13 protein-coding genes and 1 other RNA gene are annotated in these 16,890 nt (G+C 51.9%); 5 read left to right on the top strand and 9 right to left on the bottom strand.

Annotated features, from left to right (window positions below):
• The first annotated feature begins 221 nt into the window (after positions 1–221).
• The 3 genes from JKP81_RS11290 to JKP81_RS11280 all read left to right on the top strand — a co-directional run bounded on the left by JKP81_RS11290 (position 222) and on the right by JKP81_RS11280 (position 2,748).
• Positions 222–410 (top strand): Ecr family regulatory small membrane protein, encoded by a 189-nt coding sequence (locus tag JKP81_RS11290; protein ID WP_017456575.1) that lies wholly within the window; start codon positions 222–224, stop codon positions 408–410.
• Between the two features lie 159 nt (positions 411–569).
• Positions 570–1,361, top strand: a complete 792-nt coding sequence (locus tag JKP81_RS11285; RefSeq protein WP_200551806.1) for an alpha/beta fold hydrolase — start codon at positions 570–572, stop codon at positions 1,359–1,361.
• A 646-nt stretch (positions 1,362–2,007) separates the two neighbouring features.
• A complete protein-coding gene (locus JKP81_RS11280; RefSeq protein WP_200551805.1) occupies positions 2,008–2,748 on the top strand; it encodes an EAL domain-containing protein in 741 nt (246 codons plus the stop codon).
• 65 nt (positions 2,749–2,813) lie between these two features.
• Here the strand turns inward: JKP81_RS11280 and JKP81_RS11275 are convergent, their stop codons facing one another.
• The 4 genes from JKP81_RS11275 to JKP81_RS11260 form a co-directional block, all read right to left on the bottom strand.
• On the bottom strand, positions 2,814–3,164 hold the full coding sequence (locus JKP81_RS11275) for a hypothetical protein (protein ID WP_234455609.1): 351 nt from the start codon (positions 3,162–3,164) through the stop codon (positions 2,814–2,816).
• 71 nt (positions 3,165–3,235) lie between these two features.
• The gene (gene lpxP / locus JKP81_RS11270) at positions 3,236–4,153 is read right to left on the bottom strand and encodes a kdo(2)-lipid IV(A) palmitoleoyltransferase (protein ID WP_175272412.1); all 918 of its coding nucleotides are present in this window, start codon (positions 4,151–4,153) and stop codon (positions 3,236–3,238) included.
• Between the two features lie 208 nt (positions 4,154–4,361).
• Positions 4,362–4,772, bottom strand: coding sequence for a 1,4-dihydroxy-2-naphthoyl-CoA hydrolase (menI, locus tag JKP81_RS11265; RefSeq protein ID WP_200551803.1), 411 nt, complete (start codon positions 4,770–4,772; stop codon positions 4,362–4,364).
• Positions 4,769–7,825: an FAD-binding and (Fe-S)-binding domain-containing protein gene (locus JKP81_RS11260; protein WP_200551802.1), complete on the bottom strand. Its 3,057-nt coding sequence runs from the start codon at positions 7,823–7,825 to the stop codon at positions 4,769–4,771. The genes menI and JKP81_RS11260 overlap by 4 nt, the downstream gene beginning before the upstream one ends.
• Positions 7,826–8,033: 208 nt before the next feature.
• Between JKP81_RS11260 and ydiK the strand changes: the two genes are divergently transcribed.
• Together ydiK and rprA are read left to right on the top strand one after the other, a co-directional pair.
• Positions 8,034–9,134: an AI-2E family transporter YdiK gene (ydiK, locus tag JKP81_RS11255; RefSeq protein ID WP_200551801.1), complete on the top strand. Its 1,101-nt coding sequence runs from the start codon at positions 8,034–8,036 to the stop codon at positions 9,132–9,134.
• A gap of 199 nt (positions 9,135–9,333) precedes the next feature.
• Positions 9,334–9,441, top strand: an RNA gene (rprA, locus tag JKP81_RS11250) — antisense sRNA RprA.
• Positions 9,442–9,460: 19 nt separating this feature from the next.
• On the opposite strand, the gene JKP81_RS11245 is transcribed toward rprA, so the two are convergent.
• The 5 genes from JKP81_RS11245 to ppsA all read right to left on the bottom strand — a co-directional run bounded on the left by JKP81_RS11245 (position 9,461) and on the right by ppsA (position 16,627).
• The gene (locus JKP81_RS11245) at positions 9,461–9,667 is read right to left on the bottom strand and encodes a hypothetical protein (protein ID WP_200551800.1); all 207 of its coding nucleotides are present in this window, start codon (positions 9,665–9,667) and stop codon (positions 9,461–9,463) included.
• A gap of 119 nt (positions 9,668–9,786) precedes the next feature.
• Positions 9,787–9,993, bottom strand: a complete 207-nt coding sequence (locus JKP81_RS11240) for a hypothetical protein (RefSeq protein WP_200551799.1) — start codon at positions 9,991–9,993, stop codon at positions 9,787–9,789.
• Between the two features lie 259 nt (positions 9,994–10,252).
• On the bottom strand, positions 10,253–12,625 hold the full coding sequence (locus tag JKP81_RS11235; RefSeq protein WP_200551798.1) for a glycoside hydrolase family 3 N-terminal domain-containing protein: 2,373 nt from the start codon (positions 12,623–12,625) through the stop codon (positions 10,253–10,255).
• Complete coding sequence (locus JKP81_RS11230) at positions 12,622–14,031, bottom strand: MFS transporter (protein ID WP_200551797.1); 1,410 nt, start codon at positions 14,029–14,031, stop codon at positions 12,622–12,624. Before JKP81_RS11230 ends, JKP81_RS11235 begins: the two co-directional genes overlap by 4 nt.
• Before the next feature lie 217 nt (positions 14,032–14,248).
• Entirely contained in the window at positions 14,249–16,627 is a 2,379-nt protein-coding gene (gene ppsA, locus JKP81_RS11225) for a phosphoenolpyruvate synthase (protein WP_200551796.1), read from the bottom strand.
• Positions 16,628–16,890: the final 263 nt, after the last annotated feature.

Genomic DNA, 16,890 nt, shown 5'->3' with positions numbered 1-16,890 from the left:
AAAGATGTATAGCCAATACCTATTATTGAGATAGGATTTTGAAATTTTTTAATGTTAAAAGGGACCCGCTTATCAAAACATTATCTTTTCGCAAAAAGCTGGCTTAAACGCGTAGCCCCAACTTCGGCGCTTTGCATTTTTGAAATTAATCTCCAGTGATATCAATAGTCAGCCAGTCGGCGGTAAAATAGTCATAGTAAAAAGTTGAACCGGATGCTGGAATGAGTGTCCGAAAACAAGAATTTTTTACCACATTTGAGCAAGTTATGGATAAAACGGCGTTGATTTTGCTGCTGCTCGCGGTGGTGGTTCTGGTGGTGGGTTTATGGTCAATATTCAGCGAAACGCTGTGGATAGTGGCCAGCTTCCTGGAAACGTTGCTTTACCCCACTATCTCCACACCGGAGTGACGTTATGGTGTTCTGGTCGCTATCGCATAAAGAGTATGGGATAAGAAAAAACGTTCGAAAAAGAAGAAATCCCCCGCTCATTTCTAAAATGAAGCCAGTTATGTTCGGTTTTTTGAAAATGTGCTCACGTCGCTGAGCCATCAAACAAGGAGAGTATTGATGAATGCAAAACCAATGATGTCTTTTTTAGATAGCGGGACGGGTTTTCCCGTGCTGCTGGGCCACAGCTATTTGTTTGATAAAGCGATGTGGTCGCCACAAATTGAAACGCTTAGCCAGCACTTTCGTGTGATAGCACCGGATTTATGGGGGCATGGTGAATCTCCGGCGTTGCCTGCCACGCCCACCTCTCTGGCCGATATTGCCGCCGACCATCTGGCTTTAATGGACTCGCTCGGGATCGATCAATTTGCCGTGGTCGGCTTGTCGGTCGGTGGAATGTGGGGAGCAGAACTCGCGGCCGCCGCACCTTCGCGGGTTAAGGCTGTGATGCTATTTGATACCTTTATCGGCGATGAAACGGATCTGGCGCGTGAGCGCTACTTCGCAATGCTCAACGCCATCGATGCAACCGGCACTATTCCCCCGGCGTTACTCGATTATATCGTCGGTCAATTTTATTCGCAGTTTGCCGCGCCTGCAGATATTCAGCAGCTCACCGCTTATCTTTCCTCGCTTTCAGCAGAGCAGCTTCGCAGCAGCATTGTGCCGCTCGGTAAATTGATTTTCGGCCGACCGGATCGTATGACCATTCTGGATTCGGTGGCTTGCCCGGCGCATGTGGCAACAGGCGAACTGGATCTGCCGCGCCCGCCAGTGGAAGGGCGACAGATGGCAAAAGCATTAGGCTGTGAATTCACGCTGATTCCAAATGCGGCGCATATCAGTAACCGGGAGAACCCTGAATATGTTTCGCAATTGATTGTCGACTTCCTGAAGCAACATTGTTGATTTGTCAGCACACTGCTAAACCAGGAAATTAGCACCCCGGCGATAGCCTGTTGCTAACCCTTTAATTAACCGAACGGGAAACTGGAGCAGACGATACGTTTCCCGTTCGTTCTTTTATTGCCAATCCGGTTATAACTGTCATAAAACTGTCATTATATCTTTATGTTCGTCAGTTTATTTTTAAACGTATCCTAAATACACCTTCAATACGCCTGTTACACATCAACCCCAAAGAAAGTAATAAAGGTTCTGGCTTATAAATACGCGCGTATTACCAACAAACATCTCACTTATGGTTAATATTGTTAATTAATTCGTGCTTTATTGCCGTAAGCCAAACTTCATGTAGAAGTTCGTTATGCCCACTCGCAGCCAATCGTCTTTATCCGTACAAAACAACGACCTAATGCAAACTAAAAACAAAAAACATAATCACAAAGCCAACAGAATATAAATATTAAGAATAATCTTCTTTGGTAATTTATAGATTTAAGCGATCATTTTCATGATAGTAATAGATACAGACTATCAAAATAAGATAATCGATCATTCAAAACAATTTTCAATAGTTATCCTGGCCTGTGTAGAATTGAAAATTGTTCATTAAGAATGTCCTGTTCTTTTGAGTAGGGGCCAAATCAGGAAAATGAAAATTAACACACTGGAAATAAAAGGCAGAAAATTCCTGATGACGGCAGAGTTTCACCCCATCATTAATCTCTCAGGAAAAAACATTTTCCGCTATCAAGCGATAGCGCAATTTTATAACACTGAGGATTTTCTCATTCCCGCAGAGCAAACAGCAACGCTGCTCGAAGAAACGGCGATCAGCAGAAAAGTAACCGATTTTATTTTTGAGGTTATTTGTCATGTACTAAAAATGAAGGAAACCATGACGGTGTCATTCATTTTATCGCCTCAGTTGCTTAATGATATGGATTATCTTACCCAGCTCATTGAACGCTGCCAGCACAATAATATTGCCCCGCAACGTATCGAAATTGAAGTTAGCGATAAAATCACTTATCCACAATTTATCAGTAGGTTACCAGCGTTAAAGAAAGCCAAAGAGTACGGCTTTATGGTTTCACTCGGTAAGTTTGGCCATGGGAATGAACATGCAGAGCGCCTGCAATTGTTTGCATTCAATACCATTAAAATCGATCGTTCTCTTGTTGATGGCATTGCCCGCCACCCGGCAAAACTTTCAACACTGCACCGTTTCATTGGCAGCGTGATACCTGCAGGTACGAACGTGATTTGCGAAGGCGTGGATAGCTCCGCCGACCTCGCTCTGCTTAACAGGTATCACGCTGGCGGTATTCAGGGGTATACCTTTTCCCGCCCGCTGACTTTTAAGCAACTCCAGCTACTGGAAGGGTTTTAAACTCGCATACAAGCCGCTGGCGGGTGATTGGGTGAACGTGCTACGTCAAGCTCACAGCGTGTGCACTATTCCTCTGCGTTTTCGCGTGTGCAGATGATCGCTTTATTGTTAATGTGCTTACTGTCCGCGTAGAAGAAGGCTTTTTTACCCGTTTCAATCTGCGTGATGATATGAATAGCCGCCCAGTTGGTATCCTTGTTTTGATCCTGGCTGTCGGTATAAATCAGCGAGCGCCCGGAATATTGATCGGAGATCTCATACGGCTTCTCCTGTGGATTCGTGTAATGCCGGCCATTGATAGTGAGCCCATCGGGTTCGACGCTGGCGCGGTATTCATCACACTGCAACGTGATACCCGCAGCAGACGAATACGCCGATAATAAGGCTAAACAGCCGCCCGCAATAAACTTGACCATAACCATCCCGTATACATTTTGTTGGCAACAGAATAATACAACGCCCCTGAGAAGGGGCGCGTTAACAAAGGTTAGTTATAAAGCGAAGGTTCGCCGACCGGGCGAGTTTTAAAACGCCGGTGGATCCAGAGATACTGCTCCGGTGCGCGCAGAATTTCGCGCTCGATCACTTTGTTCATATAGCTAGCGGCGGCAAACTCATCCTCAACCGGATAGTCATTCAGCGCCTGGCCGATATGCAGCGAATAACCGGAGAAATCCTCTTTGCGCACCATCGTTACCGTCAACATTTTTGCCCCGGAAAGGCGCGATAAAACGTATGTCCCGTTGGTCGTTGCCGCGTTTTGAACACTGAAGAACGGGGCGAAAATACTGCCTTTGCGCCCGTAATCCTGATCCGGTGCGAACCAAACGGCTTCACCTTGTTTCAGTGCATTGACCAGGCCTTTCAGGTTACGGCGATCAATCATCGATTTATTGGAACGCATACGCCCGCGCGTCTGCACCCATTCCATCAGCACATTATTGTGTGGACGATAGGTGGCCATCATTGGCTGGCAAAGCCCCATTACGCGCCCACCCAGCTCCAGTGACATAAAATGCACGCCGACCACCATCACGCCACGCTGGCTGGCCTGGGCGGCCTGCAAGTGCTGATAGCCTTCGACATCAAACCAGCGGCGTACACGCTTATCCGACCAAAACCATGCCATGCCGGTTTCAATCAACCCCATGCCCAACGACATAAAGTTTTTCGCAATCAGCCGCTCGCGAAGCTCATCACTCATATGGGGGAAACATAATTCGAGATTACGGCGAGCGATACGCTCGCGACGTTGCAGGAATCGACGCGATTGCCGACCCAGCCCCGCGCCGAGGCGGGCAAGAACAGGATAAGGAAGTTGAACGAGCAGCCAGAGCAAACCTAATCCGGCCCATGTCACCCAATGGCGTGGGTGTAAAAATGCAAGCTTGAACGATGTCATCATTGTTACCTAAAAGCCTCTATTCAGTAGCGCTTAAAGAGACAATGAATCGCTTCATCAGGTCATTACGCGTTACAGCCACTCGCTTCGGTTACAGACAACCGGGCGGTACATCCAGTGCCGGACAATATAGCACGAAGAGCTAAAATCTAATGCTCAGAATAATGAATAAAAAATGAAGATTTTTCGGCGGTTATACCGCCGAAAATGATTAAACCACTGCCGTGGTCAGCCGTGATGAACAGCAAAGACGGGATTGTTCGTCATAAATATCGATTTGCCAGACCTGATGCCGCCCACCCGTATGCAACGCCCGGCAAACACCGCGCACACGCCCGCTGCGCACCGAGCGCAAGTGGTTGGCGTTAACCTCCAGTCCAACCACTTTCTGCTCCCCTTCCGTACACAAATAGCCGGCAACAGAACCGAGCGTTTCCGCCAGCACCACCGACGCGCCACCGTGTAGCAGACCAAACGGCTGATGGGTCCGTTGGTCTACCGGCATGCTCGCCTCCAGCGCATCGTCACTGATGCGCTCAAAGCGAATATTCAGCAGCCCCACCATATTGCCATCACCCATTGCGTTAAGGGCCTCCAGCGTAACCGCACGTTTCCAGATCATCCCAAAATCTCCAGTAATGCCTGTAGTGGATGGCGCACGCCATTCCCTTCGATTCGTTTTACCTGGCTGCGACAAGAGTAGCCGGTCGCCAGGCAGCGATTACGCGGCAAACGCTGCATCGCCTGATGCCAGGAAAGCTCATAAATCCCCAGCGAGCTGGCATGGTTCTTCACTTCATGACCATAGGTTCCGGCCATACCGCAACAACCAACGCTGACATTTTCCAGTACCGCACCGAAACGCGCAAAAATCGACGCCCATTGCCCCGTAGCACCTGGTAGCGCGGTCACTTCTGTGCAGTGGCCGAACAGATACCATGGCTCGCCGCTGGGCACTCGCTCCCCGATATTATCCAACGCCGCTGGCAGCCATTCATGCACCAGTTGCACGTGAAATTCTCCACGCTTATCACCTAACGCCAGCTTGTACTCGTCGCGGTAGCAGAGCACCAAAGCCGGGTCGACACCGACCATCGGCATGCCCAGTTGCGCCACGCGATTAAGGAAATCTGCGGTTTTTTGCGCCGTTTTGGCAAAGCGATTCAGGAAACCTTTAATGTGTTGCGCCTTGCCGTTTGGCGAGAAAGGCAACACTACCGGCTCGAAGCCAAGCCGTTCGACCAGACGAACAAAATCGGCCACCACTTGCGCATCGTAATAGCTGGTGAATGGATCCTGCACCACCAGCACAGTTTTCGCTTTCTGCGCGGCGTTGAGTTGTTCAAGCTGCTCAAGCGTCATGTTCGCCGTGCGATGCCCGACCATCTGACGCTGCAATGACGGCACAGACAACAACGGTAAATCCACCATGCCGATATGCTTCGCAGAAAGGGAGCGCACCCACGGCTGGCTCATAAAGAAGTTAAATGTCTTCGGCGCGCGCGCCATTAATGGCGCATAGCTCTCGACCGTGGCGACCAGATGGTCGCGCACCGGACGCAGATAACGGCTGTGATAGAGCTGCAGAAAGCGTGACCGAAACTCCGGCACATCAATCTTGATCGGACACTGCGTTGAGCACGCTTTACAGGCCAGGCAGCCGGACATCGCCTCTTTTACTTCATGCGAAAAATCATACTCGCCGCGACGTGCATGCCAGCTATTGCGCGTACGCTCGATTAATGTGCGTAAACTAGCCCGCTTTTCCGGCAACTCTTTTTCCAGCTTCACCGGATCGATGCCACGATCGGCCAGCAGACGCAGCCATTCACGCACCAGCGTTGCCCGCCCTTTTGGCGAATGAATACGGTTCGCCGAGATTTTCATCGACGGACACATCGGGCTTTTCACATCGAAGTTAAAGCACAAGCCGTTACCGTTACACTCCATCGCGCCGCGCCATGATGAACGGACGGCGATAGGAATTTGCCGGTCAAACGTACCGCGTTTAACGTCATCCACCTTCTTCATCGGCGCATCAAGGCCTTCAGGCGGGCAGATTTTACCGGGGTTCAGACGGTTTTCCGGATCGAACGCCGCTTTGATTTTGCGTAACTCGCCATACAGCTGCTCGCCAAAAAAAGCCGGACTATATTCGGCGCGGAAACCTTTCCCGTGCTCGCCCCACAGCAAACCGCCATATTTCGCCGTCAACGCCACCACATCATCGGAAATGGATTTCATCAGCACTTCTTGCTGCGGGTCGCACATATCCAGCGCAGGTCGCACGTGCAGTACCCCTGCGTCAACGTGACCAAACATGCCGTAGCTCAGGCCGTGTCCATCAAGCAGCGCACGGAATTCAACGATGTAGTCCGCCAGATGTTCCGGCGGCACGCAGGTATCTTCTGCGAAGGGAATCGGCTTGGCCGCACCTTTCGCGTTCCCTAGTAACCCCACGGCCTTTTTACGCATGGCGTAAATGCGCTCGATTCCCGTCAGGTCATCGCACAATTGCCAACCAATCACGCCGCCTTCACCATTGACCATTAACGTATCAAGGCGCTGGCACAGCGACTGCACTTGCGCATCAATCAGCGGCTGATCGTCACCGGCAAACTCAACAATATTCAGGCCAAGCAGGTTTTTGTCCGGCACATCGGTAATCAACTCTTTCACCGAATGCCAGACGATGTCTTCCCGCGCCAGGTTGAGCACTTTCGAATCCACGGTTTCGACGGAGAGCGCCCGCGCGTCCACCATAAACGGCGCATTACGCAGCGCGGAATCAAACGAATCATATTTTACGTTCACCAGACGGCGAACTTTTGGCAGCGGCGTGATATCAAGGCGCGCTTCGGTAATAAACGCCAGCGTCCCTTCTGAGCCGGTCAGAATGCGGGTTAAATCAAATTCGGTCATCTCGTCATTGAATACATGACGCAAATCGTAACCGGTGAGAAAACGGTTCAGTTTGGGGAAGTTATCCATAATCAACTGGCGGTTATCACGACAGCGCTCCAGCACGGTTTTATAAATTCGCCCGATAGCGGTGCTGGCGTTACCCAGCGTTTCTGCCAGCGCCACCGGCATCGCCTGCGTATCGAGGATATCGCCGCCCAGCAACACAGCGCGGACACCGAGCACATGGTCGGAGGTTTTCCCGTACACCAGAGATCCTTGCCCGGAGGCGTCGGTGTTGATCATTCCCCCTAATGTCGCACGGTTGCTGGTCGACAGCTCTGGCGCGAAGAAGAAGCCATAAGGTTTCAAATACTGGTTGAGCTGATCTTTAATAACGCCCGCCTCAACGCGCACCCACCCCTCTTCGGGGTTAATTTCCATAATGCGGTTCATATAGCGGGACATATCAACGATGATGCCCTGGTTCAGCGCCTGGCCATTGGTGCCAGTACCGCCGCCGCGCGGAGTAAAGACCAGCGTGCGAAAACGCGGCTCGGCCGCGAGGCGTGTGATCAAGGCAACGTCGGACGTTGAACGAGGGAAAACGACGGCATCGGGTAATAGCTGGTAAATACTGTTGTCTGTCGCCATCGTTAGCCTGTCGGCATAGCTGGTGGCGGTATCACCGGTAAAACCTTGTTGCTCCAAAGCCTGCAAAAAATTCAGCACCAGTTGAACGACGCCCGGTGCCTGGGAAATCTGTGGGATCATTATGCTTGACCCTGCCTGACTGTTAGTGTTGTGAATAGTTAATCGTTTGCTTTAAGCATTCATCGTTGTATCACATTTTTTTCTTATGCGCCCATGAGAATTACAGGCAGAATCGGACTGTCCAAAACCGCTGAAATCATTAATCATTATCACTGGTGATTTCCAGAAACACCGAATTTTCAGCCACTCAATAAGGTGAGTAAATCGTATGGTTGATCTACGTCAGTCCAGGGATGTACCGCAAATCATGCTGTCGGTACTGTTTTTAGCAATCATGATTATCGCCTGTCTGTGGGTCGTCCAGCCCTTCATCCTCGGTTTTGCCTGGGCCGGGACGGTGGTGATCGCCACCTGGCCACTGCTGGTGCGCCTGCAACGCGTGCTGTTTGGTCGCCGTTCGCTGGCGGTGTTAGTGATGATGCTGCTGTTAATCCTGCTGTTTATTATTCCGGTCGCGCTACTGGTTAATAGCCTGGTGGACTCCAGCGGCCCGGTGATCCATGCCATCAGTACCGGCGCCATGTCTCCGCCGGATTTAGCCTGGCTAAACAGCGTTCCTTTCGTTGGTGAGAAACTCTACGCAGGCTGGCACAGCCTGCTGGATATGGGCGGCAGCGCCATTATGGCCAAACTGCGCCCTTATGTAGGCGCGACAACCACCTGGTTTGTCGGCCAGGCCGCGCATATTGGACGCTTTATGCTGCACTGCGGCCTGATGTTGCTGTTCAGCGCCCTGCTCTACTGGCGCGGTGAGCAAGTTGCCAGAGGGATCCGCCATTTCGCCATCCGCCTTGCCGGAAAACGTGGTGATGCCGCCGTGCTGCTGGCAGGCCAGGCTATCCGTGCCGTAGCGCTGGGCGTGGTGGTCACCGCGCTGGTGCAGGCCGTGCTTGGCGGCGTTGGCCTGGCCATTTCCGGCGTGCCTTACGCCACGTTGTTTACCGTGGTCATGCTGATGACCTGTCTGGTGCAGCTCGGGCCGTTACTGGTGCTGGTTCCGGCCATTATCTGGCTTTACTGGAGCGGAGATTCCACCTGGGGCACCGTGCTGCTGGTCTGGAGCTGCGTTGTCGCCACGCTGGATAACTTCATCCGCCCGGTACTGATCCGCATGGGCGCTGATTTACCGCTGATCCTTATTCTTTCGGGGGTCATTGGCGGACTGGTTGCTTTCGGCATGATTGGCCTGTTTATTGGCCCGGTATTACTGGCGGTCTCCTGGCGGCTATTCTCCGCGTGGGTAAATGAAGCGCCCGAACCGGCGGCGACAGATAATGCATTAAGCGAAGTCGACAATGAATGTAGATAACCCTTCCTGAAAATAATTAAGGCGGGGTAGCCCGCCTTAATTATTATTAAGCACTACTTATCATTTCAAACACGAAACCCCATTCAGATCCCTCTGAAAGCGAAATATTGCGCGATTTAGCCCATATATTCTTCACGTCCGTTTAACTAATGAGACGAATCTGATCGACGCAAAAAATCGACATGCCTACTATTAGCTCACGGTTATAAATCAACACCTTGATTTATAAGCATGGAAATCCCCTGAGTGAAACAACGAATTGCTGTGTGTAGTCTTTGCCCATCTCCCACGATGGGCTTTTTTTTCGCCGCTTTCCGTTCAGGCATTTATTTGCTGGCTACAGACGCGCTCCCATTGCTGCTCACCGCGCAGGCGCCATTATCAATAGCCGCACCAATCGGTAGATAATCGAATGCTAAATGCATCGTGCTCACATCGTGTCCGTCACAGGCACGAATATGATCGTTATAAGACGCACAGCCATTAAGACTCGCGCACGCCAGCACGATAAGCATGAATAAAAAACGTTTCATTTGAATAACCTCACAACTATTGCAGGCAAATAAAAGATATATGCCTTCCGCTACAGCGAAATAAAAACTGTAATAGTTAATAAATTAAAACCGAGAGAAAACGATCAATATAAATCCGCTTACGTATTTACCCGCCTGTTGCTGATAAGATGATGCTGAGACAGCACGTGATCAACGACGTTACGTAACCGTCCCTGCAGTGCCCTATAAATCCTGCGTTCACCCGCGTAGTTCACCCACTGGATACCGCCGGGTTCAACTTCGACAAACCCCGTCACGCCATTACAAATAAAATGGATATAGTGGCGCTCAGCTATTTTTCCCATTACGAAAAACCTCAATAGAATTGTTTCTGCAAACACAGAAGAAAATAGAAAACCACGAACAGATAAGTCACTGTGGAGAATTATATGCAGGGTAATTATCAATACAATAAATATATACCAGGGGCAGGCACGAATAGCTTACGATCACACAAATACCTTACTCAATTGTAAGGCATGCAGTGTGGTTGTTATTTCATCAGGTTTATTGTTGCCCGTTTGTGCAAAAAAATAGCCCATCGTTCGATGGGCTACGATTTTATCACTGGCTGACTTCGCACTGACTCACCATTTTCCAGTCGGTGGGAAGTTCGCGGATCTCGCCGTAAACATTCACCGTAAGCGTTGCGCGGATATCTGCCGATGAGGCACCGATTTGCAACTCAAACTCACCCGGTTCGACAATGCGTTGCCCGTCACGGCGCGTAAAGTTGAGCATATCCACCGGCACGATGAACGTCAGCGTCGCCGTCTCACCCGGTGACAATGCCACGCGCTGGAACGCTTTTAGCTCCTGTATCGGACGCACCATCGAGGCCACCTTATCCCGGACATACAGTTGCACCACCTCGCTGCCGCTGCGCTCGCCGGTATTTTTCACCTGCACCTGTACGTGAATATCGCCATCGATTGCTAAATTAGGTGTGAGCAGCACCGGGTTCACATACTTGAACTGCGTCCAGCTCTTCCCGTAGCCAAAGGGGTAAAGGGCGCCAAAATGGAAGGCAAACGGTGTACCACCGCTTTTCAGTTTGTGGTTGTAGTAATAGGGCATCGCACCGGCACTTTTCGGCACACTAACCACCAGACGCCCCTGCGGCTCTGCCCGCCCGGTCAATACATCGGCAATCGCCTGGCCGCCCTCCTGCCCCGGCGCCCACGCCATCAACCATGCGGCAACGCGCGACTCCAGCCCTTGCAGGTTATACGGACGTCCGCCGGTCATGACCACCACGACCGGTTTCCCGGTTGCCACTAACGCCTCCAGCAATTGTTGTTGCACACCCGGCAACGTCAGGCTATCCGTATCAGAACCTTCCCCCACCGTGCCGCTCTGGAACAGCCCGGCCAAATCGCCCACACAGGCAATGATCACCTCGCTTTCTTGCGCCACGCTTACCGCGTGCGGGATCAGGCTCACATCCATGGAGACCGGCGACTGCTGCATCGGTTTGCCCGAAGCGTCCCCAGGGAAAACGGGGGCTCCAGCCATACGTTTTTCAATAATATGGCAACCTTTGGCATAGCGGACGTTCCCCTCGCCCAGCGTCTGGCGCAGCGCCGCGAGCGGCGTAGTGACCTGCGTGGTTTCTTCCAGCATATCGCTAATGATCAAATGCACCGGGAAACTGTAGCCGCTGAGCAAAGCCAGCGGATCGTCAGCGGTCGGGCCGATTACCGCCACCTTCGGCGAGCCGTTCAATGGCAGGATGCCGTTATTTTCCAGCAGCGTCATTGAGCACGTAGCGACCTCGCGCGCTACCTGCCGCGTCTCAGCAGACTGCAGGTCGATACCCTGTTCATCGATATAAGGTTGTTCGAACAAACCGAGACGAAATTTCACTGTCAGCACGCGGGCGACAATTTCATCCACTTTTGCCATGGAAATAAGGCCGCGCTCAACGGCCTCTGCCAGATGGCGCGCGCAGTCATCTTTTGGTAACTCAACATCCAACCCGGCATTAAACGAAAGCGCAGCAGATTCTGCGGCATCGTGAGTCACGCCGTGATGCTGATGCAACAGGCTGACGCCGCCGTAATCGGCCACAATAATCCCTTCAAAGCCCCACTGTTCACGCAGCAGGGTGGTAAGCAAGAAATGGTCACTGTGACCCGGCTGATTATCAATGTCATGATAAGCCGGCATCACCGATCCCGCTTTCGCCAGCTTCACTGCCATCTCGAACGGCAGCAAAAAGGTGTCGTTCAGCTCGCAAAAGCCGAGGTGTACCGGAGCATGGTTACGTGCGCCTTCGCTGAATGAGTGGCCGACATAGTGTTTGAGCGTCGCCAGCATATCGCCCTTTTCACTCTGCAAACCATTCACGTACGCGCACGCCATCACCCCCACCAGCCACGGATCTTCGCCAAATGTCTCTTCCGTGCGACCCCAGCGTACATCGCGCGAAACATCCAGCACCGGAGCCAGCCCCTGTTTGCACCCGGTTGATCGCGCTTCCAGACCAATATGATGGGCGGCGCGTTGCACGAGTTGCGGATCCCATGTGGAGCCGTAGTTCAGCGAGGAGGGAAATAACGTCGCGTCTTTACACAATAAACCAACCAGGCACTCTTCATGGAACAGCGCAGGAATGCCCAACCGTGTCTCTTCTACTAACATTTTTTGTAGCCGATTCGCCGCGCGCACGCCGCGCTTCGCTTCCACAATATGCGTGCCCAGCGGACGGGTTATTTGCCCGACGCCCAGTTTAAGCCGCTGCGCCAGCGCCGCCTGCGCGCTGACACCGGCAAACTCATCGCTGAGATCGGTGCGCTCGCGGTGCTCACCCTCTTCTGAAAGCACCAGCCACAAAGCATGCATTTGCGCGAATTTCTCTTCCGGCGTCATCCGCGCCAGTAAATCCGCAACGCGTTCGGCCACGGGACGGTTTGCGTCCTGGTAGATAGCAGTCATCGGGTCACTCCTGTGTTGTTGAAATCCGGGGCGGTTTGCACTGCCGTGTCGCTTTCGCTGTCACCGCGTTTGCGTATCAGATCTTGCGCGATACTGTCGGCAACCTGGCTATTTAGTTTGTAGCGGGTCAGCAGCAGTACCATACAGATAAACAGCAGGCAGGGGATCAGCGTAAACAGCGCGTTAATGGTCGTCAGCACCGTCGCACTCTGGGCTGCCTGGTTCGGCGCATAGTCCACTGCGCCAAGCACCCAACCCACAACAGCGCCACCGAGCGCCAGGCCAAATTTAATGGCGAATAACGCGGTAGAGAACACCAGTCCGTCGAGGCGACGCCCGCTGCGGTGCTCTTCGTAATCCACCACGTCAGAGAACATGGTCCATTGCAGCGGCGTGGTCAGGTTCTGAATAAAGCTAAAAACGATATTGAGGCCAAAAATAAGCCACACTTGAGTCGGCGGGATAATAAAGATAAGCGCAGCGAAAACGACGAACGTAATAATTGTCCACTGGTAGGCGCGCACCCGGTCAAATTTTCCTAACAACCGTGCCGATAATAGCGCTCCGCTTAAGGCGGCAATCATGCCAGAAACAATAAAGGTAAACACCATATCCGGGCGCTGTAATACATATTTAACGTAATACATCGTGGCGGAACCACGCGTTACAACTGCGGTTAACAGCAAAATATTAAACACAAAAACAATGCGCCACTGCGTATTTCCCGCCAGCAATTTGAGATCGCTTAACAGCGAACCAGAGCTATCATTGCGCGGCGTAAAACGCTCGCGCGTCATAAAGAAGCAGCCAAAGAACAGAAAAATACCCAATACGCCCATCATACTCATGGCATAGAAATACCCTTTCTGATCGTTACCCGCCCCCAGATGTGCCACCAGCGGCAGAGCAATAACGGTCACGATCAGGCCGCCAATAAACGATAAACCAAAACGCCAGGACTGCAGCGAATGGCGCTCGTGCGGGTCCATCGTCAGCGCACCGGGCATCGCGCAGTAAGGTACGTTAATCGCAGAGTAGATAAAGCTAAGGATGGCGTAAGTGACGCAGGCATAGAGGATTTTTGCCGTTGCCCCGGCGTCCGGGACATAAAAGGTAATAATGCAGCTCACACCAAACGGTATGGCAAACCACAGCAGCCAGGGGCGAAAGCGCCCGTGTCGCGTTTGCGTGCGATCCACCAGTGCGCCGATGCAAGGATCGACAAAAGCATCCACCGCGCGCACGACCAAAAACATGGTTCCCATTATTGCTGCAGGTAACCCAAACACATCCGTATAGAAATAAGCAAGAAACAGCGTTGCGGTTTGCCAGACCAGGGCGCTTGCCATATCGCCCAGACCGTAACCTATTTTGTCTTTTGTACTCAGGACAGAGGAGATTGTCATTTTTATTAGCCTTGTGAGGTCAAAAAATATTTCAACATGGCGCGACAGATTAACGTCACGCTGCTCACTACAGGCTTAAGTATTGGAAGAAGCTTACGAGGGGACAATTGCAATAATTGCCAGGCTTTTTACGTTTTTTGGTTATTGTGATCGCCGCCGAGTTCGCGGCTGAAATAAAAAAATCCCCGACATTATGCCGGGGATTTCACTTTTGCCTTTATTTTTTCAGTTCGGCGAGGCTTAGCCAGGTCTGCACAACGGTGTCCGGATTGAGTGAGAGACTATCAATGCCCTCATCCATCAACCAGGCGGCAAAGTCTTCGTGATCCGAAGGTCCCTGTCCGCAGATACCGACATATTTGCCCTGCTTTTTCGCCGCACGGATCGCCATGGAAAGCAGCGCTTTTACCGCGTCGTTACGTTCGTCGAACAATTCAGAGACCACGCCTGAATCGCGGTCGAGACCCAGCGCCAGTTGAGTCATGTCGTTGGAGCCGATAGAGAAACCATCAAAATATTCGAGGAACTGCTCCGCCAGCAGCGCGTTGGACGGAATTTCGCACATCATGATGATTTTCAGCCCATTCTCACCGCGTTTCAGCCCCTGACGCGCCAGCTCATCAACCACCGCTTTTGCCTGTTCAACGGTACGCACAAACGGGACCATGATTTCCACGTTGGTCAGCCCCATGTCGTTACGCACGCGTTTTACCGCTTCGCATTCAAGCGCAAAGCAATCGCGGAAGCTGTCGGCCACGTAACGACCTGCGCCGCGGAAGCCGAGCATCGGGTTCTCCTCTTCCGGCTCGTAACGCTCACCGCCAACCAGATTGGCGTATTCGTTCGATTTAAAATCGGACAGACGCACAATCACGCGTTTTGGCCAGAATGCCGCGCCCAGTGTCGAAATGCCTTCCGTCAGGCGACCGACATAAAACTCAACCGGCGAATCGAAGCCTTTCATCATTTCGCAGATTTCGTTTTGTAATTTCGCGTCCTGCTCATCAAACTCCAGCAGCGCACGCGGATGCACGCCGATCATGCGGTTGATGATGAATTCCAGACGCGCAAGGCCCACGCCTTCATTTGGCAGGCAAGCAAAATCGAAGGCGCGATCCGGGTTGCCGACGTTCATCATGATCTTCAGCGGCAGATCCGGCATGGTGTCTACGCTTGAACTTTTCACGCTGAAATCCAGCAGATCGGCATACACATAACCGGTATCGCCTTCGGCGCAGGAGACCGTGACTTTCTCACCGGTTTTAATGCGTTCGGTCGCATCGCCGCAGCCCACCACCGCCGGAATACCTAACTCACGCGCAATGATCGCTGCGTGGCAGGTACGACCGCCGCGGTTGGTGACAATGGCCGCCGCTTTTTTCATGATCGGTTCCCAGTCCGGGTCGGTCATGTCGGTTACCAGCACATCACCCGGCTCGATCAGGTTCATCTCGCTGATATCGTGGATCACTTTTACTGTGCCCGCGCCAATGCGATGCCCAATGGCACGGCCTTCAGAGATAATGCGCCCCTGGGCATGCAGCGTGTAACGCTCCATCACCTGGCCACGCGAACGCACGGTTTCCGGACGCGCCTGTACGATAAACAATTTGCCGGTATGACCGTCTTTCGCCCATTCAATATCCATTGGACGGCCATAGTGTTTCTCGATTTGCACCGCCTGCTTCGCCAGCGCTTGTACTTCGTCGTCGGTCAGAGAGAAACGGTCACGCTCGGCCTGCGGAACATCTTCAATCTGCACCTGCTTGCCATGCTCTTGCGTCGGCGCATAGATCATGCGGATTTTCTTCGACCCCATGGTGCGACGCACAATGGCTGGACGATTGGCCGCAAGCGTTGGCTTATGCACGTAGAACTCATCAGGGTTAACGGCCCCCTGCACCACCATTTCGCCCAGCCCCCAGGCAGAGGTGATAAACACCACCTGATCAAAACCGGATTCCGTATCAATGGTGAACATCACGCCAGAAGAGCCGATATCCGAACGCACCATGCGCTGCACACCAGCAGAAAGCGCGACGCCGCGATGATCGTAGCCCTGATGTACGCGATAGGAGATAGCGCGATCGTTAAATAACGAGGCAAACACATGCTTCACCGCCACCAGCACGGCGTCATACCCTTGCACGTTGAGGAAGGTTTCCTGCTGACCGGCAAACGAGGCATCCGGCATATCTTCTGCTGTCGCAGAAGAACGCACCGCGAAAGAGGCTTCGGCGTCGTCTTCGGAGAGTTTGGCGTAGGCTTCGTGGACGGCTTTTTCCAGCTCAGGCGGGAACGGCGTGTCGACAATCCACTGGCGGATCTGCGCGCCGGCTTTTGCCAGTTCGGAAACATCATCGATGTCGGTTTTATCCAGTAATTCGTAAATGCGCTGATTTAGCCCGCTTTGTTCCAGAAACTGGTTAAACGCATCGGCCGTGGTCGCAAACCCATTCGGTACGGAAACCCCCATACCGGACAGATTAGTAATCATTTCACCAAGGGAGGCATTTTTGCCCCCAACTCTGTCTACATCATTCATGCCGAGTTGGTCATACCAAAGCACCAGCGGAGACGAGCCATTGTTGGACATCGAAACAATCCTTTTGTGATATATGAATGGGTAAAAACGTCGAACTACATTTTTATCCTGGCATAATTAATTCCGTTGAAAAAACGGTGAATCGTGTAAGCAATTACGATTTCTGGTTTTTCGGATAGATTCCCATCAATAAATCACCTTGAGTAATTTCTCATTTCTGTATCTCCTTATTTTTTATAGGGGAAACTAAAAAAACGAACCGTAGAGTTCATTAAAAATAAAAACACCATTTCATTTTAAAAATGAGAAAAAGG

The organism is Kosakonia sp. LAM2021 (assembly GCF_016620385.1).
In the GTDB taxonomy this organism is placed as follows: Bacteria; Pseudomonadota; Gammaproteobacteria; order Enterobacterales; family Enterobacteriaceae; genus Kosakonia; species Kosakonia sacchari.
This window is presented reverse-complemented; position numbering and strand designations above follow the sequence as displayed.